This is a genomic window from Microbacterium sp. SORGH_AS_0454, from assembly GCF_031453395.1.
In the GTDB taxonomy this organism is placed as follows: Bacteria; Actinomycetota; Actinomycetes; order Actinomycetales; family Microbacteriaceae; genus Microbacterium.
The window spans coordinates 508,130-525,649 of record NZ_JAVIYS010000001.1; the positions used below are offsets into that span (position 1 = coordinate 508,130).

The 17,520-nt window shown below is 69.3% G+C and carries 18 protein-coding genes and 2 tRNA genes; 4 read left to right on the top strand and 16 right to left on the bottom strand.

All coding sequences use genetic code 11. The features are described from left to right. Positions 1–50: 50 nt before the first annotated feature. Together cls and QE454_RS02365 are read right to left on the bottom strand one after the other, a co-directional pair. Positions 51–1,517, bottom strand: coding sequence for a cardiolipin synthase (gene cls, locus QE454_RS02360; RefSeq protein WP_267789299.1), 1,467 nt, complete (start codon positions 1,515–1,517; stop codon positions 51–53). A gap of 64 nt (positions 1,518–1,581) precedes the next feature. Then, positions 1,582–1,779, bottom strand: coding sequence for a hypothetical protein (locus QE454_RS02365; protein WP_103206864.1), 198 nt, complete (start codon positions 1,777–1,779; stop codon positions 1,582–1,584). 134 nt (positions 1,780–1,913) lie between these two features. Between QE454_RS02365 and QE454_RS02370 the strand changes: the two genes are divergently transcribed. After that, positions 1,914–3,077: a DUF4192 family protein gene (locus QE454_RS02370; protein WP_307458506.1), complete on the top strand. Its 1,164-nt coding sequence runs from the start codon at positions 1,914–1,916 to the stop codon at positions 3,075–3,077. On the opposite strand, the gene lysS is transcribed toward QE454_RS02370, so the two are convergent. The 13 genes from lysS to tilS form a co-directional block, all read right to left on the bottom strand. Further along, positions 3,028–4,548 (bottom strand): lysine--tRNA ligase, encoded by a 1,521-nt coding sequence (gene lysS / locus QE454_RS02375; protein ID WP_307458503.1) that lies wholly within the window; start codon positions 4,546–4,548, stop codon positions 3,028–3,030. The genes QE454_RS02370 and lysS overlap by 50 nt on opposite strands. Before the next feature lie 78 nt (positions 4,549–4,626). After that, on the bottom strand, positions 4,627–5,481 hold the full coding sequence (gene panC / locus QE454_RS02380) for a pantoate--beta-alanine ligase (protein ID WP_307458499.1): 855 nt from the start codon (positions 5,479–5,481) through the stop codon (positions 4,627–4,629). Continuing rightward, positions 5,478–6,200 (bottom strand): DUF2520 domain-containing protein, encoded by a 723-nt coding sequence (locus QE454_RS02385; RefSeq protein WP_309668507.1) that lies wholly within the window; start codon positions 6,198–6,200, stop codon positions 5,478–5,480. The genes panC and QE454_RS02385 overlap by 4 nt, the downstream gene beginning before the upstream one ends. Further along, positions 6,197–7,780, bottom strand: coding sequence for a PH domain-containing protein (locus QE454_RS02390; RefSeq protein ID WP_307458491.1), 1,584 nt, complete (start codon positions 7,778–7,780; stop codon positions 6,197–6,199). Before QE454_RS02390 ends, QE454_RS02385 begins: the two co-directional genes overlap by 4 nt. Then, complete coding sequence (locus tag QE454_RS02395; RefSeq protein ID WP_307461189.1) at positions 7,777–8,295, bottom strand: PH domain-containing protein; 519 nt, start codon at positions 8,293–8,295, stop codon at positions 7,777–7,779. Before QE454_RS02395 ends, QE454_RS02390 begins: the two co-directional genes overlap by 4 nt. Before the next feature lie 202 nt (positions 8,296–8,497). Next, positions 8,498–8,983 carry a DUF3180 domain-containing protein gene (locus QE454_RS02400; protein WP_267789294.1) on the bottom strand — a complete coding sequence of 162 codons (486 nt, stop codon included), beginning with the start codon at positions 8,981–8,983 and terminating at the stop codon, positions 8,498–8,500. Next, on the bottom strand, positions 8,980–9,330 hold the full coding sequence (gene folK, locus QE454_RS02405) for a 2-amino-4-hydroxy-6-hydroxymethyldihydropteridine diphosphokinase (protein ID WP_396652946.1): 351 nt from the start codon (positions 9,328–9,330) through the stop codon (positions 8,980–8,982). The genes QE454_RS02400 and folK overlap by 4 nt, the downstream gene beginning before the upstream one ends. Positions 9,331–9,504: 174 nt before the next feature. After that, on the bottom strand, positions 9,505–9,870 hold the full coding sequence (folB, locus tag QE454_RS02410) for a dihydroneopterin aldolase (RefSeq protein WP_210072433.1): 366 nt from the start codon (positions 9,868–9,870) through the stop codon (positions 9,505–9,507). Beyond that, a complete protein-coding gene (folP, locus tag QE454_RS02415; RefSeq protein ID WP_307458482.1) occupies positions 9,870–10,661 on the bottom strand; it encodes a dihydropteroate synthase in 792 nt (263 codons plus the stop codon). The genes folB and folP overlap by 1 nt, the downstream gene beginning before the upstream one ends. Continuing rightward, positions 10,658–11,245 carry a GTP cyclohydrolase I gene (gene folE / locus QE454_RS02420; RefSeq protein WP_307458479.1) on the bottom strand — a complete coding sequence of 196 codons (588 nt, stop codon included), beginning with the start codon at positions 11,243–11,245 and terminating at the stop codon, positions 10,658–10,660. The genes folP and folE overlap by 4 nt, the downstream gene beginning before the upstream one ends. A gap of 6 nt (positions 11,246–11,251) precedes the next feature. Next, complete coding sequence (gene ftsH / locus QE454_RS02425; protein ID WP_307458476.1) at positions 11,252–13,255, bottom strand: ATP-dependent zinc metalloprotease FtsH; 2,004 nt, start codon at positions 13,253–13,255, stop codon at positions 11,252–11,254. 148 nt (positions 13,256–13,403) lie between these two features. Continuing rightward, complete coding sequence (gene hpt, locus QE454_RS02430) at positions 13,404–13,955, bottom strand: hypoxanthine phosphoribosyltransferase (protein ID WP_210072437.1); 552 nt, start codon at positions 13,953–13,955, stop codon at positions 13,404–13,406. Between the two features lie 23 nt (positions 13,956–13,978). Next, positions 13,979–14,977 (bottom strand): tRNA lysidine(34) synthetase TilS, encoded by a 999-nt coding sequence (tilS, locus tag QE454_RS02435; protein ID WP_307458473.1) that lies wholly within the window; start codon positions 14,975–14,977, stop codon positions 13,979–13,981. Between the two features lie 90 nt (positions 14,978–15,067). Between tilS and QE454_RS02440 the strand changes: the two genes are divergently transcribed. Next, the gene (locus QE454_RS02440) at positions 15,068–15,601 is read left to right on the top strand and encodes an inorganic diphosphatase (RefSeq protein WP_210072439.1); all 534 of its coding nucleotides are present in this window, start codon (positions 15,068–15,070) and stop codon (positions 15,599–15,601) included. Between the two features lie 59 nt (positions 15,602–15,660). Here QE454_RS02440 and QE454_RS02445 read toward each other — a convergent pair whose 3' ends face one another. Beyond that, the gene (locus tag QE454_RS02445) at positions 15,661–17,100 is read right to left on the bottom strand and encodes a M23 family metallopeptidase (protein WP_307458469.1); all 1,440 of its coding nucleotides are present in this window, start codon (positions 17,098–17,100) and stop codon (positions 15,661–15,663) included. Positions 17,101–17,313: 213 nt separating this feature from the next. Here QE454_RS02445 and QE454_RS02450 point away from each other — a divergent pair. Both QE454_RS02450 and QE454_RS02455 read left to right on the top strand, forming a co-directional pair. Next, a tRNA-Glu gene (locus QE454_RS02450) sits at positions 17,314–17,386 on the top strand. Between the two features lie 30 nt (positions 17,387–17,416). Then, positions 17,417–17,490 (top strand) — tRNA-Asp (locus QE454_RS02455). The last annotated feature ends 30 nt before the right edge of the window (positions 17,491–17,520 follow it).

Below are 17,520 nucleotides of genomic sequence, written 5' to 3' on the forward strand. Positions count from 1 at the left end.
CCCCATGATGTCGGAGAATCCTGGATGCCGGCGGCGAACGCCGCGGCGCGTCACTGCAGGGCCGAGGTGAGGCGGGCCAGGTTGTCGAGGATCGTCGAGCGCAACGGCTGGCGGCGCCACTCCTCGATCGTCAGCTGCCGGCTGAGGGTGCGGTAGGCGTCCTCGACGTCGCGCATGTCACGGACGAACTCCTCGCCCCGGACGAGCAGCGACACCTCGAGATTCAGACCGAACGATCGCATGTCCATGTTGCTGGAGCCGATGACGGCGACCTCGTCGTCGATCGTGACGCTCTTGCTGTGCAGGATGTAGGGCTTGCGGTACATCCAGATCGTGACGCCCGCGTGCAGCAGAGCCTCGTAGTAGCTGCGCTGCGCGTGGTAGACCATCGCCTGATCGCCCTCTTCCGAGACGAAGAGCTCGACGTGCACGCCGCGCTGGCACGCGGTCGTGATCGCAAGCAGCAGCGCTTCGTCGGGGACGAAATAGGGGCTGACGATGATGATGCGTTCTTTCGCGGCGAACAGCAGGCCGAGGAACAGCTTGAGGTTGTTCTGGAAATCGAATCCGGGGCCCGAGGGCACGACCTGACAGTCGAGATCGCCCGGGCCCGACGTCACGCTGAACAGATCGATCTCGTCGCGGAGGGTCTCGTCGGTCTCGCTGTACCAGTCGGAGAGGAACACCGCGTTGATGCTCGCGACGACGGGACCCTCGACGCGGACCATCAGGTCCACCCAGTGCAGACCGCGACGGATGTTCTTTCGCAAGTTGTACGACGAGTCGGTGACGTTCTGCGAACCCATGTAGGCGACATCGCCGTCGATCACGAGGAGTTTGCGGTGGTTACGCAGGTCGGGACGCTGATAACGGCCGCGCAGCGGTTGGACCGGCAGCATGAGGTGCCAGTGAGCCCCCATCGCATCGAGGCGTCGAAGCGTCTGCCGGTAGAACGGCTTGCCGCGGTTCGCCCAGTGATCCAGCAGGACGCGCACGACGACGCCGCGCTGCGCGGCTTCTTCGAGGGCGCGGAAGAAGTTGTCGGTCGAGTCGTCGGTCTGCAGGATGTAGAACTCGACGTGCACGTAACGCTGCGCCTGCCGGATGGCCTCGGCCATGGCATCCAGGCTCTGCTGGTAGTCGGCGATCAGGGTGGCGGCGTTGTCTCCTGCGATCGGCATGGCCCCCAGATTGCGGTTGAGCTGAACGAGCGCGCGGAACCACTGGGGGGCGTTGGGGCGGAGGGTGCCGAACTCGAGCGAAGCGCTCGTGTCGTGGATGTACTCATTGATCGCCGCCTGCTTGCGACGGCGCTTTCGCGGCAGCCGCGGGTTGCCGATGAGCAGGAAGAGGAAGACCCCCACGAAGGGGATGAAGTAGATCGCGAGCAACCAGGCCATCGCGGCGGTGGGCCGCCGGTTGCGCGGAACGATGATGATCGCGGCGATGCGCACCACCAGGTCGACGACGAAGAGCGTGATGACGAGCCAGCTCGCGTCGAACGTGGCGTTGAGCACGGGTCCTCCTGCACGGGTTGTGGACCCAGCGTAGCGACGGCCTCCGACAGGGGCCGCCGGGTTGTCAGGCCGCGGGCCCCTCGCCCGTGCGCGCGACGGGGGGAAGACCGCGCTTGGCACGCTCCTCCGCTTCGATGCGCGCGTAGGCCTTGCGCTCGGTGCGATCCATCCGGATGACGTTGCGGAGGATGAAGAAGAAGACCACCGACACCACGAGGGTCGGCAGGATCGCCCACAGCATCGCAGTCCAGGTCTCGTCCATGGCTTCGAGGATACCCGCGCTGCCTGAGCGCGCGGTCTCAAGGGACTCCTCCCCAGGCCGCTGATGCTCGGATTCATCCACGATCGAGCTATTCCGCACGGCGGGAGGGTGACCGTTTTGGCCACCCTCGAGGCATGACACCCGCCGTCGTCCCCGTCACTTCGTCCGCCTCGTTCCTCGCCCTCGTCCCACGCCTGCTCGAATGCACCCCGCGCCAGAGCCTCGTCCTCGTGCCGTTCGCCGAGTCCCGCTCGCTCGGGGCGATGCGCGTCGATCTCCCCCCGACCGACCGGTCCGTTTCGGATGAGAGCATCGCCTCGACGGTCATCGGCATGGCGTGCAAGGTCGCGCGAACGGATGCCGTGGCGATCGTCGTCTACGCCGACGGCGCGCTCACCGACCTCGCGGACCTGCCGCACCGCGCGCTCGTCGATGCAGCCATCGCCCGGGCCGACATCTGCGGGCTCCGTGTCATCGACGCCCTCGTCGTCGGCGCGGACGGCTGGAAGAGCTACCTGTGGCCCTCGTCAGCGGTGCCGCACCCGCTGAGCGAGCTCACCGTGCCGCCGCTGGGCGAACCCGAGTTTCCGTTCGACGACGACCAGTTCGCCGCGGCGGGTCTCCCGCAGGTCGATCCCGCCGTCTCCCGCGGCATGCTCGCCGTGCTGCGGAAGATCGAGCGCGTACTCGGCGGCGCGCACGAGCGGCGCGCGCTCCCCCTGTTGAAACGTGCCGCCACAGCCGACCCGGCCGCAGCGTTCATCGCGGATCCACCTGTGCTTCTCGAGGACGCTCTCGCCTGCGCGCCGTCCGACCTCGACGCCGCACAGCTCGCCGCCGTCGCCTTCTGCCTCGCCCGCCCTTCGCTGCGCGACGTGGCGCTCATGCAGTGGGCGGCCGACCTCGCCACGGGTGACGCCGTTCTCCACGCGCAAACGGCGTTCCACCGCGGGAAGCCGTTCCCCGACGACCTCGCTCGGCCGATGTGGGGAGAGGGAGCTCACCCCGACCCCGATCGTCTTCGCCGCGCCCTCGAGCTCTGCCGGTTCGTGGCCGCAGCCCTCCCCCGGGAGCGTCGCACGGGTGCCCTGTCGGCGTGCGCCTGGCTCGCATGGGCGCGGGGAAGAGGCTCCCACGCCGCCACCTACGCCGAGACCGCTCTCGAGATCGACGCGGACCACGGCCTGAGCGCGATCATGCTCGACATCATCGACGCCGGGCGCCTCCCGGAGTGGGTCTTCGAGCGCCCTACTTCACCAGCGGGAACAGGATCGTCTCCCGGATTCCCAACCCGGTGATCGCCATGAGCAGACGGTCGATTCCCATGCCCATGCCGCCGGTGGGGGGCATGCCGTGCTCGAGAGCGCGCAAGAACTCCTCGTCGATGGGCATCGCTTCGACGTCGCCCCGAGCGGCCAGCTTCGCCTGCTCGGTGAAGCGGTGACGCTGGATCACGGGGTCGACGAGCTCGGAGTACCCGGTGGCGAGCTCGAAGCCGCGCACGTAGAGGTCCCACTTCTCGACGACGCCCGCGATCGAGCGGTGCTCGCGCACGAGGGGGCTGGTGTCGACGGGGAAGTCCATGACGAAGGTCGGCCGTGTCAGGCCGCCCTTCACGAAGTGCTCCCACAGCTCTTCGACCCACTTGCCGTGGGTGTCCTGGGGCGGGGCGTCGACGCCGGCCTCGCCGCCGAGTGCGCGCAGCTCGTCGAGCGAGGTCTCGGGGGTGATCTCACGACCGGACGCCGCCGACAGCGATTCGTACATCGAGATGCGGTCCCACTCGCCGCCCAGGTCGTACTCGGTGCCGTCTGCCCACGTGACGGTGGTCGACCCCGCCACGGCGACGGCGGCGTCCTGGATCAGGGTCTGGGTCAGGTCGGCGATGCCGTTGTAGTCGGTGTAGGCCTGGTACGCCTCGAGCATCGCGAACTCGGGGCTGTGCGTCGTGTCGGCACCTTCGTTGCGGAAGTTGCGGTTGATCTCGTAGACCCGGTCGATGCCGCCGACGACGGCGCGCTTGAGGTAGAGCTCGGGCGCGATGCGCAAGAACAGCTCGGTGTCGAAGGCGTTCGAGTGCGTCGTGAACGGACGGGCGCTCGCACCGCCGTGCTGCACCTGCAGCATGGGGGTCTCGACCTCGACGAAGTCGCGCTCGGTGAAGGTGCGACGCAGGCTCGCATTCACCTTGGCACGTGCCAGGACCGTCTCGCGGGCGCGGTCGCGCACGATCAGGTCGAGGAAGCGGCTGCGAACGCGGCTCTCCTCGCTGAGCTCCGTGTGGAGGTTCGGCAGGGGCAGAACGGCCTTGGCGGCGATCGTCCACTCGGCGACCATGATCGACAGCTCGCCCCGGCGGCTCGAGATGACCTCACCCGAGACGAAGACGTGGTCGCCGAGATCGACGAGCTCCTTCCACGCCTGGAGCGACTCCTCCCCCACGCTCGCGAGCGAGATCATGGCCTGGATGCGGCTGCCGTCGCCGGACTGCAAAGACGCGAAGCAGAGCTTGCCCGTGTTACGGCTGAACACCACGCGGCCGGCGACCCCGGCCGTCTCGCCCGTCTCGGCGCCGGCTTCGAGATCGCCGAAACGCGCGCGCAGCTCGGGGATCGTCGTGGTGACGGGGACGACGACCGGATACGGGCCGCCCGCGGCGTCGACACGTTCCGCGAGCAGGCGCTCGCGCTTGGCCAGGCGCACCGCCTTCTGTTCGAAGACCTCGTCTTCGGTCGGTTCGGCAGCGTCGTTCGCGGGCGCGTCGGTCATCAGGGAGGCTCCTCGGGGTCACCCCCAGTCTATTCGTCGTCCCCGACCGCCCCGGAGTCGCGGCCGGGGCGACCGCCGTCAGCGCAGCGAGATCTCGGCGTTGTCGATGAATCGGTGGCCGCCCACGGTAGCGGCGATGAGGGCGAACGCGCGACCGCGGTGCCCGTCGTCCACGGGCAGGAACGTCTCGGGATCGACCACGCTCAGGTATTCCAGGGTGATGCGTTGCTCGCCCATCAGCGACGACTGAGCCGCCGCGATGCACGCATCGACCCCGAGATCGGAGTTCGATGCCGCCGCCTCGAGGGCGCGCGGAAGAGCCGCGGCCGCGCGCCGATCGGCCGCATCGAGCAGCGCCACACGGCTCGACACGGGCAGGCCGTCGTCGGTCCGCACGGTCGGCACCGTCGCGATGTCGACCGAGAAGTCGAGATCGCGCACCATCCGACGCACGAGGAAGATGCGCTGCAGGTCGCGCTCGCCGTACACCGCGACGTCGGGGCGCACGAGGTGGAAGAGCTTCGCTTCGACGGTAAGGACCCCGTCGAAGTAGAACGGGCGCACGCGACCCTCGTAGCGCAGACCGATATCGCCCGCCGAGACGCGCGTCGTGGCCGTCCCCGCCGGGAGGAACCCCTCGATCGTGGGAGCGAAGACGACATCCACGCCCAGGTCGGCGAGAACCCGCGCGTCGGATTCCGGCGAGCGGGGATAAGCCGCCGTGTCGTCGGCCGTGCGGAAGCGCAGAGGATTGACGAAGGTCGACACCACGACCACGTCGGCGAGGTCGCGGGCTTCGCGGATCAGGTCGACGTGACCGTCGTGCAGAGCACCGAGAGTCGATACCAGGGCGACGCTCGGGCCGGCGTCCGATCGATCTGCGCCTCGGATCTGTCCGAGTCGGGTGCGCAGATCCTCGAGGGTGCGGATCATCCGTCGATCGTAGCGGTGCCGTCGAGGTCGTCGCGGCGCCCGCCCTCGACCAGAGCCTGGTCGACGCTCGATCGGACGAGCGCAGACAGGTACGCGCCGGGATTCTCGACCCCGATGCGATCCAAGAGCGCCGACGACTGGCGCACGATCGAACGCGAGAACTCCGTCGCCGTCGCGATGGCCTCGGCGTACGTCGCCCGATCGTCGTCGGCGACCACGACCGGTTCGCACCCGAGCTCGACCGCGAGCGCTTGCGCGATCGGCAGCACCGGAGCGGGGGCCGTGACGGCGGCATACGACTGGGCGAGTTGGCGCAGATCGATCGACGACACTCCCGTGAAGACCATGGCGGGATGGATGGCCAGCGGAATCGCACCGCTACGGGCGGCGGGATCCAGCACCCGCGACCCGTACGCGGCGTCGGTGTGCAGGACCAGCTGGCCGGGCTGCCAGGCGCCGACCTCGGCGAGACCAGACACCAAACCCGGAAGCTGGTCGTGCGGCACCGCCACGACCACGAGCTCGCTGCGTCGCACGACCTCGTCGGCCGTGAGCACCGGGAGTCCCGGCAGGATCGCCTCGACGCGGTCGTCGTCGGAGCCCGACGTGATCCCCGTCAGGGCGTGGCCCGCTCCCGCCAATGCCGCCGCGATGACCGGCCCGACGCGTCCGGCCCCGATCACCCCGACGCCGAGGCGTCCGTCACGACCGGGGCTCATCCGGCCCACCGGTGGGTACGGTCGATCGCCGCCGCATCGACGCCGGCTCGAGCCGTCCGCTCGAACAGCCCCAGGGCGTCGTCGCGGTCGAGAACACCGACCGACGTCTGCACGGTGCCGGCGATCACGTGGGCGATGAGGGTGGCTGTCCCCGTGGCGCGGGCGAGCGGCCCCTGGTGCAAGCCGATCGACTGCAGCCGAGCGAGGGGGACGATGCTCAGCGCACGCCACACCCACCCGCGACGCATCAGCAACGCGTCGGTGGTCAGCAGTGCTCCGTTGCGGCGCCAGGACAGCGGGCGTAGCCACCGAGCGCGTCTCGGGGTCGTCACGTACGGGTCGTCATCCACCGGACCCAGGATGCCGTCACGGAACACGAGTGTCCATTCGTCGGCCGACAGGCCGGGGGCGAGGATCCGCAGGACGCGCTCGACATCGGCGCGCGTTCCGATCGGGAGCACCGCCGCCAGCTGATCGTTGCTCGTGTCGGTCGAGGCCCGCCCCGAGAGGCGGTTCACCGAGATCGCCCACCATCCGAACGGGCGCCACATCAGGGGCTGTCGCACCTCGATCGCGTGCACGCGGCCGGGCGGCACGACCTCCGAAACCGTCGTGAACAGACCGAACGTCACGCGGACGCCGTCGGCGGTCGGGGCGATGGAGTACCGCAGCCCCTGGGCGATCGACCGCACGTAGTACGCGCCGAAGGCAAGGAACATCGGAACGATCGTGAACAGCAGCCACAGCGTCGACACCGACGCGGCCACGACGATCCCGACGACGAAGGCGATGAGGATGAGGCTCGATCCACTCAGAACACGGGATGCCACGAGCCGGCCGAACGGAATACGCACGATGCTCTCCGGCTCGGCGTCGGAGAGGTCCTCCCCGTCGACGATCCCCTGCAGGCCAGATCCCACGGCCTCGGCCGCCTGCCGAGCGAGGGAGGAGCGTCCACCGGGTTCTGCTCGCGCTTCGGCGAGACGCCGCCCCGACGCGAGGCGGAGGATGTCGCCGCGGATGGCCTCGGCATCCTTGCCCGAGAGGTACTCCAGCTTGACGTTGGCATCGAGGCCTGCGCCGACCACCTCGAGCTTCGCGAGCCCCAGGAGACGGGCGACCATCGGACGCGTCAGGTTGACCCCCTGCACGCGGTCCAGCGGAGCGCGCCGGTGTGTGCGGAACAGCACACCCGAGCGCACCTCGACGTCGTCCTCGCCGATGCGCAGGGTGTGGAACCGCCATGACAGCCGGAACAGCACCAGCAGCACGATGAGCACGACGAGAGCCGCAGCCGCCGCGATGAGGATCAGATTGTTCGCGAGGAGGAAATCGACCGGGTCTGGGGGAAGCTCCCCCGGGGGCAGATCGGTGAAGACCGGGAAGATCCACTCGACGAGACGCTCCCGCAGGTTCGCCACGATGACGCCCACGAGCACGAGAAGCGTCAGCCCACCGCGCAACAACGGCGTCAGAGGGTGGAGCCGATGCCACTCCCCGTCGCTGTACGGCGACCGGACGATCGTCCGTTGCCGAGGCTGCGACTCCGGGGGCGAGCCCGTCGTGTCCGGATCGGTCACAGTCCGGTCCGGCGGGTCTCGGCGACGGCCACGAGCGTGTCGCGCAGCTGTTCGGCCGCCTCCTGGGTGAGCCCGGGGATGGTCACACCCGTCGACGCCGCAGCGGTGACGAGCTTGAGCTGGGCGATGCCGAAGCCCCGGTCGAGAGGGCCGTGGGTGATGTCGACGAGCTGCATGCGGCCGTACGGCACCGCCACCACCCGCTGCCACAGGATTCCTCGACGGAACACGAGGTCGTCGCGACGCAGTTGATAGCCGAAGGATCGCGCCTGACGCGGCGTGATGACGAGCCCGATGACGGTGACGAGCAGAACCACTCCCGCCGGAATCCACTGCCACACGAACCCCGTGAGCGCCTGCACGACGACGGCGGCAGCCAGCACCAGGACGAACACCGCCCCCTGCGAGATCAGCTGCACCCGCACGTACGCGCGGGCCAGCTGATGCCATGTGCCCTCTCCGAGGGGCAGACGACGCTCCGAGCGCGGTTCGAGGATGCGATCGTACGTGCCCACGCCGAGGACGGCCTCGTCGGCCGCTGGATCGCCCTCGGCGGGTCGTCGAGCGTCGGAGGGTCGTCGAGCGTCGGCGGGTCGTCGAGCGTCGGCGGGGCGAGCGTCGGCCGGGCGAGCGTCGGAGGGGTCCCCATCCGCACGAGGAGCACGAGATCGCTCGGCCGCGATCCCCTCCGAGACCCCCGCCTGCGTCTGCGGAACGTCAGATCCCCACGGGTCCTGCGGGGGTGTTCCCTGGGGCGTCGTCATCGTCGTCCTTCCGGATGGTGCAGAGCTGCTCGGCCACGAGTCCCGCGACGACGAGGATGACGGCGCAAACGAGTGTCGCGATGATCGATCCCATCGAGCCTACCGAGGGCACCACGGGCCGACTCACCAGGAACGCGAGCAGACCGCCCGCGAATCCCGCCGCGGCTGCCCCGAGGATCGACGACGCTTTCGCCAGCATCGCGATCCGCAGGGCGCGGAACGGATCGATCCGACGGGGGCTCCGGCCGCGCGTCGACCGATAGACCGGCACGGCGAGGACCACGATCACGGCACCGAGCAGGGCGAGGATCGTCGGCAAGCTCGCCGCGGGAGCGAACGTCGAGCGCCCCATGGCGGTGAGCGAGGTGTCGAGCAAGAACCCCACGACCAGCCCGACGATGACGGCGATCGTGAGGATGCCGGCGCCCGTGCGCTTCATGCGACTCCTCCGCTCAGCTTCTCGAGCAGATCGGCGACGCGTCCGCGGCCGGGGAGCTCGGCATCCGGATCCACGTCGAGCCACGGCGCGAGCACGAACTCCCGCTCGTGCGCGCGAGGGTGCGGGACGACGAGGTCGTGGCGGTCGATGCGTTCGTCGCCGTAGGCGATCAGGTCGAGATCGAGGGTCCGGTCGCCCCAGCGCTCCCGCCGGACGCGGCCGTGCCGCGCCTCGATCCGGTGCAGCGACGCGAGCAGCTCGCCCGGCGACAGACGCGTCTCGAGGACGGCCACCGCGTTCAGATACCGAGGCGCGTGCTCGTCCTCGCCCCGGAGCGTCACGGCCACCGTCTCAATCGGAGCGGAGACGCGCACGTGCGTGGTGAAGGGTCAACCGCCGCAGTTCGTCGACAGCCGCCGCGAGGGTCTCCTGTCGCTGCCCGAGATTGGCTCCGAGCGCGACGACCGCGTGCACGGGCGTGGGACGCGGAGCCCCGTCGATCCCGTGTGCCAACCGCACGTTCACGATCGGGACCTCGAGATGGTCACGGCCACATCACCGAAGGCGACGGTGATGGGCGCCTGCGGCTTGTGGACGGTGATCGTGACGGCATCCACCCGCTCGTCGGCGAGAACCGCGTCCGCCAACCGCTGGGCCAGCGTCTCGAGCAGGTCGACCGGATCGCCCTCGACGATCTCGACGAGCCGCTCGGCGAGCTCACCATAGTGCACCGTGTCGGCGACGTCGTCGGTCTCCGCCGCCCGTCGCAGCGACAGGGAGAGCGTCGCGTCGACCACGAACTCCTGCCCGTCGCGCTTCTCGTCGGGGTAGACCCCGTGGTGACCCACGGCGCGCACCCCCGTCAGTGTGATCCGATCGGCATCCATCAGGCCTCCCAAGCGTGGGCGACGGCGAGCGCGTCGCGGGTGGTCGGCACATCGTGCACGCGGACGGCCCACGCACCGGAGCGAGCGGACAGCGCACTCGTGACGGCGGTGGCGAGATCGCGACGGGCGAGGTCGGCGTCGTCGCCGATTACCTCCGCGAGGAACCTCTTGCGGCTCGTCCCCACCAGGACGCGGATCCCGAGCTCGGCGATCTCGGGCAGCGCGCGCAGCGTCTGCCAGTTCTGCGCCCCCCGCTTGCCGAAACCGATACCGGGATCGACGACCAGTCGCGACCGGTCGATGCCCGCGGACACAGCAGCTTCGATCCGCTCGGCGAGTTCCGCCGGGACCTCTCGAGCGACGTCCGCGTAGTCGGCCCGCGCGTACATCTCGGCCGACGGTCCGCGCCAGTGACCGAGGGCGATCTCGGCCTCCGTCTCGGCGACCGCGGCGAGCATGTCGGGGTCGGCGAGTCCACCCGAGACGTCGTTGACGAGGCGAGCTCCAGCCCTCACGGCGGCGACCGCCGTGGCGGCGTTCATCGTGTCGATGCTCACGAACGAGCCCTCGGATGCCAGTGCCTCGACGACCGGCAGCACGCGCTGCTGCTCGACGCGCGGCACCACCCGCTCCGCGCCGGGTCTGGTCGACTCCCCGCCGACGTCGAGGATCTCGGCGCCCTGCTCACGGAGGAGCCGCGCGTGAGCGAGGGCCGCATCGGGGTCGAGGAAGCGTCCCCCGTCGCTGAAGGAGTCGGGGGTGACGTTGACGATCCCCATGATGAGGGTCACGCGCGCGCCCCGATCAGCGCGACGAGCTCGGCCCGGGCGACGGGGTCGCCGTACGCTCCGCGCGCGGCGATCGTCACCGTAGAGGCGTCGAGCTGGCGCCCACCGCGCATCGTGACGCACTCGTGCACCGCGTCCAGGACGACGAGCACACCGCGCGCGTCGAGAGCCGAGGCGATCGTGTCGGCGACCTGCTCGCCCAGACGCTCCTGCACCTGCGGGCGGGCGGCAAGGATGTCGATCACCCGCGGCAGCGCCCCGAGGCCCACCACTTCCTCACTCGGAAGATAGGCGACGTGCGCGCGGCCCCGGAACGGCAGCAGGTGATGCTCGCACATCGACCGGAAGGCGATGTCGCGCAGCATCACGGCTCCCGAGGGGAGGGTGTCGGGCGCCGGCCCGCGCGACACCGAGATGGTGTGTTGCAGCGGGGCGCCGGCATCCTGATTCACTCCCCCGAAGAACTCGGCCCAGGAGTCGGCGACGCGCGTCGGAGTCTGGCGGAGCCCGGGGCGATCGGGGTCCTCCCCGATCGCCTCCAGGAGCTCTCGCACCAGGACGGCGACGCGTTCACGATCGACGGCCACGGCGCCTCAGGCGGTAGCCGGGCGCGTCTGTCCGCTCGGACGGGCCTGCGCCTTCGTCGCGGCCTGCGATTCCGCCTCGGTGGATGCCGCGATGCCGGCGGGCTGCTGACGACGGGGCACCTCGATCGGCGGCTGGTCCGACACCGGACGATCTCCCGACGACAGCCACTGCGGGCGCGGCGTCAGGCGCTTGACGTCGGTGAAGATCTCGGCCAGCTCGTTGTGGTCGAGGGTCTCCTTCTCGAGCAGCGCCAGCGCGAGACGATCGAGCACCTCGCGGTTGTCGTTGATGACCTGGTAGGCCTCGTTGTGCGCCTGCTCGATCAGCGCCCGCACCTGCGCGTCGACGCGCTCGGCGATGCGCTCCGAGAAGTCGCGGCCGTGGCCCATGTCGCGACCCATGAAGACCTCGCCCGACGAGCCGCCGAGCTTGACCGGGCCGACCTCGTTGGTCATGCCGTACTCGGTGACCATCTTGCGAGCGATGCTCGTCGCCTTCTCGATGTCGTTCGATGCACCCGTGGTCGGGTCGTGGAAGACGATCTCCTCGGCCACTCGGCCGCCCATCGCGTACGTCAGCTGGTCCTGCAGCTCGTTGCGGGTGACGGAGTACTTGTCGTCGAGGGGAAGCACCATCGTGTATCCGAGCGCCTTGCCGCGCGGGAGGATCGTGACCTTGGTGACGGGGTCGGTGTGGTTCATCGCGGCGGCGGCCAGGGCGTGGCCTCCCTCGTGGTACGCCGTGATGAGCTTCTCTTTGTCCTTCATCACGCGGGTGCGACGCTGGGGACCTGCGATCACGCGGTCGATGGCCTCGTCGAGGGCGCGGTTGTCGATCAGCTGCGCGTTGGAGCGGGCGGTCAGCAGGGCCGCCTCGTTGAGCACGTTGGCCAGGTCGGCGCCGGTGAAACCGGGCGTCTTGCGGGCCACGACCTCGAGGTCGACCGAGTCCGAGAGCGGCTTGCCGCGACCGTGCACCTCGAGGATGCGCTGGCGACCCTTCAGGTCGGGAGCATCGACACCGATCTGACGGTCGAAGCGACCGGGGCGCAGCAGGGCGGGGTCGAGGATGTCGGGGCGGTTGGTCGCCGCGATGACGATGACGTTGACCTTCGGGTCGAATCCGTCCATCTCGACGAGCATCTGGTTCAGCGTCTGCTCGCGCTCGTCGTGACCGCCGCCCATGCCGGCGCCGCGATGGCGGCCGACGGCGTCGATCTCGTCGATGAAGATGATGGCCGGAGAGCTCTCCTTGGCCTGGTTGAACAGATCGCGGACGCGACTCGCACCGACGCCGACGAACATCTCGACGAAGTCCGAGCCCGAGATCGAGTAGAACGGCACGCCGGCCTCGCCGGCGACGGCGCGGGCGAGCAGGGTCTTGCCGGTTCCGGGAGGGCCGTAGAGCAGAACACCCTTCGGAATGCGGGCGCCGACCTCCTCGAACTTCTTCGGGTCCTTGAGGAATTCCTTGATCTCGTCGAGCTCTTCGATGGCCTCGTCGGAGCCCGCGACGTCCTGGAACGTGACGGTGGGGGTTTCTTTCGTCACGAGCTTTGCCCGCGACTTGCCGAACTGCATGACCTTGCTACCGCCGCCCTGGGCGCTGGAGAGCAGCCACCAGAAGAGCAGACCGAGGAGGACGAGCGGCAGCATCAAGCCGAGGATGCTGTCGAACCAGCTGGGCCTGGGCACGACGTCGTTGAAGCCGTCGGAGGGGTTCGCCGCGTCGATCGCGCTCGCGACCTCGTTCGCACGGGCCTGGCTGAAGTAGAACTGCACGTCGTTGGCGCCCTCGAAGGGCTGCGACAGCTTCAGGTCGACGCGCTGATCGGGATCGTTCGTCACGACCTGGCTCACGGTGCCACCCTTGAGCAGGTCGAGGCCCTCCTTGGTGGAGACCTGACGGGCACCACTCAGGTTGGAGATGAGGGAGAAACCGATGACCAGAAGCAGACCGACCAGCAGAACGTAGATGATCGGATTTCGCGTGATCTTCTTGAAATTCATGGTGGGCGAGCCCAGCCCTTTCGTGATCCTCCGCAGAAATGCGGTCGCAACAGGCTAACGCCCACGGACTATGCCGGGCCTGTGCGTTCGTCATGGGCGTACAAGGCTCGGGATGCCACCCGCCCGGCGACGCGCGGTCGAGGTGCTCTCAGGAGTAGACGTGAGGGGCGAGCACCGCGACGTCGCGGAGGTTGCGGTAGCGCTCGGCGTAGTCGAGGCCGTACCCGATGACGAAGTCGTTGGGGATGTCGAAACCGACGTAACGGCAGTCGACCTCGACCTTCATGGCTTCGGGCTTGCGCAGCAGCGCGAGCACCTCGACGGACTCGGCACCGCGCGAGGCGAAGTTCTCGAGCAGCCAGCTGAGGGTGAGGCCCGAGTCGATGATGTCCTCGACGATCAGCACGTGCTTACCCGTGATGTCGGTGTCGAGGTCCTTGCGGATCTGCACCACACCGCTCGAGCGCGTACTCGCGCCGTACGAGGACACGGCCATCCAATCCATCGACACGTGGATGGGAAGGTGACGCGCGAAGTCGGCCATGACCATGACCGCACCCTTGAGCACACCCACGAGGACGACGTCGCGCCCCTCGTAATCGGTGGCCACCTGTTTCGCGAGTTCCCCGAGCTTCTCGTGGATCTGCTCCTCGGTGAGGAGGACTTCGCTGATGTCGTCGGAGATGTCGGCGGCGCGCATTGGGAAAGTCTACGTCGGCGGAATCAGGATGCCGTCCGCGCGACCACCTCGATACGCGCACCGACGCGTCGGGCGAGGCATCCGGGAAGATCGATGGGCCCCTGCCCCGTCCAGTCGGTGGCGAGGCGGGCGACCTCGAGAGTCTGCGCGCGGGACAGGGAGACGCCGAACTCGCTGTCGACCACGTAGCGGACGATCCTGTTGCGCAGGGCTGCCGGGTTCGCAGCGAGCGCGGCGACCGAGATCGAGATGCCCGCCTCGGCGTGCTCGACGATGTCCTCGATGGTCTCGTCGATCATGTCCTGGAACGCATCGGCGTCCTCACGCAGCTGCTCGGCGGTGCGGGCGAGGGCCTCGGCCACCCCGGGTCCGAGCTCGGACTCGAGCACCGGCATCACCCGGTCGCGCACGCGCACCCGGGAGTACGCCGGGTTCGCATTGTGCGGATCGGTCCACGGCTCCAGTCCCTCGGCGGCACAGGCCGCGACGGTCGTGCGCCGGCGCACCGAGAGCAGGGGGCGCACCCAGGCCGGGCCCGTGGCATCCCGCCTCTGCGTAGGCATTCCGGCGAGGCTCAGCCCCCCGGAACCGCGCGCGAGACCGAGCAGGACGGTCTCGGCCTGGTCGTCGAGCGTGTGCCCGAGCAGGACGACATCGGCCCCGATCTCGGCGGCCGCTACAGCGAGACCCGCATAGCGCGCCGTCCGCGCCGCTGCTTCGGGGCCGCCGGTCGACCCGACCTCGACGCGGACGACGCGGGCGCCGAGACCGAGAGCACGCGCCTTCTCGGCGGCGGCCGCCGCCACGGCATCCGACCCCTCTTGCAGTCCGTGGTCGACGACGACGGCCTCGGCCAGAATGCCGGCGCGGGCCGCCTCGAACGAGGTGGCCGCCGCGAGGGCCAGCGAATCCGGGCCGCCCGACAGCGCCACCACGACGGGTCCGTCGACGCGACCGAGAGCGGCACGGACGGCGCGGCGCACCTCGGCGACGGACGGGTCGAGTCCTGGGCGGTGATCCATGTCTCCACGCTAGCGGGGGTCCGACTCCGGTCCGCGGCGGCCTCCGACTAGGCTGGGCCGCGGAAATCCACAGATCTAAGGAGCACGAGTATGGGCGCGTACGACGCCGTCATCGAGATCCCCCGCGGCAGCCGCGTGAAGTACGAGGTCGACCACGGCACCGGCCGCGTCTACCTCGACCGCATCCTCTACACGGTGTTCGGCTACCCCGCGAACTACGGCTTCTTCGAGAACACCCTCGGCGAGGACGGCGACCCGCTCGACGTGCTCGTGCTGCTCGACCGCGAGCTGCACCCCGGCATCCTCGCGAAGGTGCGCCCCGTCGGCGTGCTGAAGATGAGCGACGAGGCCGGCGGCGACGACAAGGTCGTGGCCGTGCTCGCGAAGGACCCGCGCTGGGACCACATCCAGGACGTAGACGACATCGACGAGTGGACCAAGAAGGAGATCACGCACTTCTTCGAGCACTACAAGGACCTCGAGCCCAACAAGTGGGTCAAGGTCGACGAGTGGGCCGGTGCCGCCGAGGCCGAGCGCCTGGTCGGCGAGGCGTTTACCCGCTTCGACGAGCACGACGCGCAGACCAAGACGCAGGGTTCGGGCGAGGCTCCCAACACGCTCTGACCAGCTGCATCTCAGAGAAAACCCCCGGTCCGAGGACCGGGGGTTTTCTCGTGCGCCCGTCAGACGTCGACGCCGCGCCAGCGCAGCCAGGGCGCGGGGTCGGTGGTCCCGCCCCACGGCGGGTAGACCTCGAAGTGCAGGTGGCAGCCGAAGGAGTTGCCGGTCTGACCGGTGGCGGCGATCTGCTGGCCCGCTTCGACGCGCTGACCGTATGAGACGTAGATGCCGCCGTCGACGATGTGGCCGTAACCGGTGCCCGAGCCGTCGTCGTGAGCGATACGGATGTAGTTTCCGAAGCCGCCGTTGCGGCCGGCGTAGGTGACCCGGCCGGAAGCTGCCGCGTAGATGGGCGACCAGCAGCTCGCGCCGAAGTCGAGGCCGAGGTGCCAGGTGCTCGCGCAATAGCTCGAGTTGCACTGACCGGAGCGGGGGCCGTAGCCCGACGACGTGTAGGCCGACGAGGGGCGAGCCCAGCCGGAGCCGCCGACGCTTCCGCCGCCTCCGCCTCCGCCTCCGCCGCCACCGCCACCGCCACCGCCGCCACCGCTGTTGTTGTTGCTCTGGTTGTTGCGGGCTTCCTGCTCGCGGCGCGCGCGCTCAGCCGCGTCACGGGCCGCAGCCTCTTCCCGCGCCTTGCGCTCGCGCTCTTCGCGCGCCTTGCGCTCAGCCTCAACGCCCGCCTGGTACTCGGCGACGGTCTTGGCGGTGGTGTCCTGGAGTGCGGCGAGCTGCGCCTCGAGCACGGCCTGGTTGGCCTGCTGGGCGGCGAGGGCTTCCTGCGCGGCCTGGGCCGCCTGCTGAGCCGCGGCCATCTTGTCTTCGGCGATCGTCTTCAGACGGTCGCGCTCGGCGCGGGCGTCGTTCGCCTGGTTGCTGAGGTTCTTCGCGCTGTCGCGGGCCGCCACAGCCGAGGCGTACACCGACTTGTTGCGCTCGAGGAGCTTGTCCATCGTGCCGAGCTTGGCCAGCAGGTCGTCGGCCGAAGCGGCGGAGCCCGAGAAGAACAGGTCGAGAGAGGTGTCGTCGCCGCCGGAGCGATACAGCTGGGCGGCGACCTTGCCGGCCTTGCTGGCGGCATCGGTTGCCTTGGCGGCTTCGGCATCAGCCTGCTGCTGGATGAGCTGGGCGCGGTAGTCCGCATCCTGGTAGGCCTGCTGCGCGGCGTAGTACTCGTCGGAGCGCGCCTGCACCTCGGCCTGCGTGCGGGCGACCTCGGACTGCAGTCCCTGGATCAGCCCCTGGATGCGCGAGATCTCGCCGGCCTTCGCGGCCTCGTTGGCCTTGGCGGCCTGAACGTCGTCCCACGAGGGGTAGTCGGCGGCCACGGCGGGCGAGTTGAAGCCGGACGTCGCTGCGCCGAAAGCGCCGAGGGCGACCGCACCGAGAGCGCCGTACTTCAGAGCACTGCGTCTGTCGAAGGTGGGCCACAAACGCCGCTGCTCACTGGCCGTGGGGGCGCAGCCGCAGTCGTCGGTCTGATCAGGGGGTACGAGCGTCACGGGCTACCTCATCTCACCGGGTCGCAACTCGGCTAACAGTAGCAACACGAGTCACACGTACAACAGGGCGAGTTCCCGCTGTCGCGGCCCATCCTGCGCCCCCGACACGCGCGGAGGGGGGACGCCACGCCCTCGATTGGCAATCTCGAAGTTTGTGAAGTAGGCTCGGTCGTCGGCAAGCGAGGATGAAATCGCAAGGTTTCAGGCTCATCCGGCCCCATCGTTTAGCGGCCTAGGACGCCGCCCTTTCACGGCGGTAGCACGGGTTCGAATCCCGTTGGGGTCACTCTCCGGTGAAGTACAATTGAAAATGCATGGCCCTGTAGCGCAGTTGGTTAGCGTGCCGCCCTGTCACGGCGGAGGTCGCGGGTTCAAGTCCCGTCAGGGTCGCTCCATAGCGACGGGCCTTCTTTCGAGGAG

Coding starts and splice junctions, on each gene's coding strand:
- QE454_RS02365 (WP_103206864.1), bottom strand. CDS start 1,779: ATGGACGAGACCTGGACTGCGATGCTGTGGGCGATCCTGCCGACCCTC.
- QE454_RS02370 (WP_307458506.1), top strand. CDS start 1,914: ATGACACCCGCCGTCGTCCCCGTCACTTCGTCCGCCTCGTTCCTCGCC.
- lysS (WP_307458503.1), bottom strand. CDS start 4,548: ATGACCGACGCGCCCGCGAACGACGCTGCCGAACCGACCGAAGACGAG.
- panC (WP_307458499.1), bottom strand. CDS start 5,481: ATGATCCGCACCCTCGAGGATCTGCGCACCCGACTCGGACAGATCCGA.
- QE454_RS02385 (WP_309668507.1), bottom strand. CDS start 6,200: ATGAGCCCCGGTCGTGACGGACGCCTCGGCGTCGGGGTGATCGGGGCC.
- QE454_RS02400 (WP_267789294.1), bottom strand. CDS start 8,983: ATGAAGCGCACGGGCGCCGGCATCCTCACGATCGCCGTCATCGTCGGG.
- folB (WP_210072433.1), bottom strand. CDS start 9,870: ATGGATGCCGATCGGATCACACTGACGGGGGTGCGCGCCGTGGGTCAC.
- ftsH (WP_307458476.1), bottom strand. CDS start 13,255: ATGAATTTCAAGAAGATCACGCGAAATCCGATCATCTACGTTCTGCTG.
- hpt (WP_210072437.1), bottom strand. CDS start 13,955: ATGCGCGCCGCCGACATCTCCGACGACATCAGCGAAGTCCTCCTCACC.
- tilS (WP_307458473.1), bottom strand. CDS start 14,977: ATGGATCACCGCCCAGGACTCGACCCGTCCGTCGCCGAGGTGCGCCGC.
- QE454_RS02440 (WP_210072439.1), top strand. CDS start 15,068: ATGGGCGCGTACGACGCCGTCATCGAGATCCCCCGCGGCAGCCGCGTG.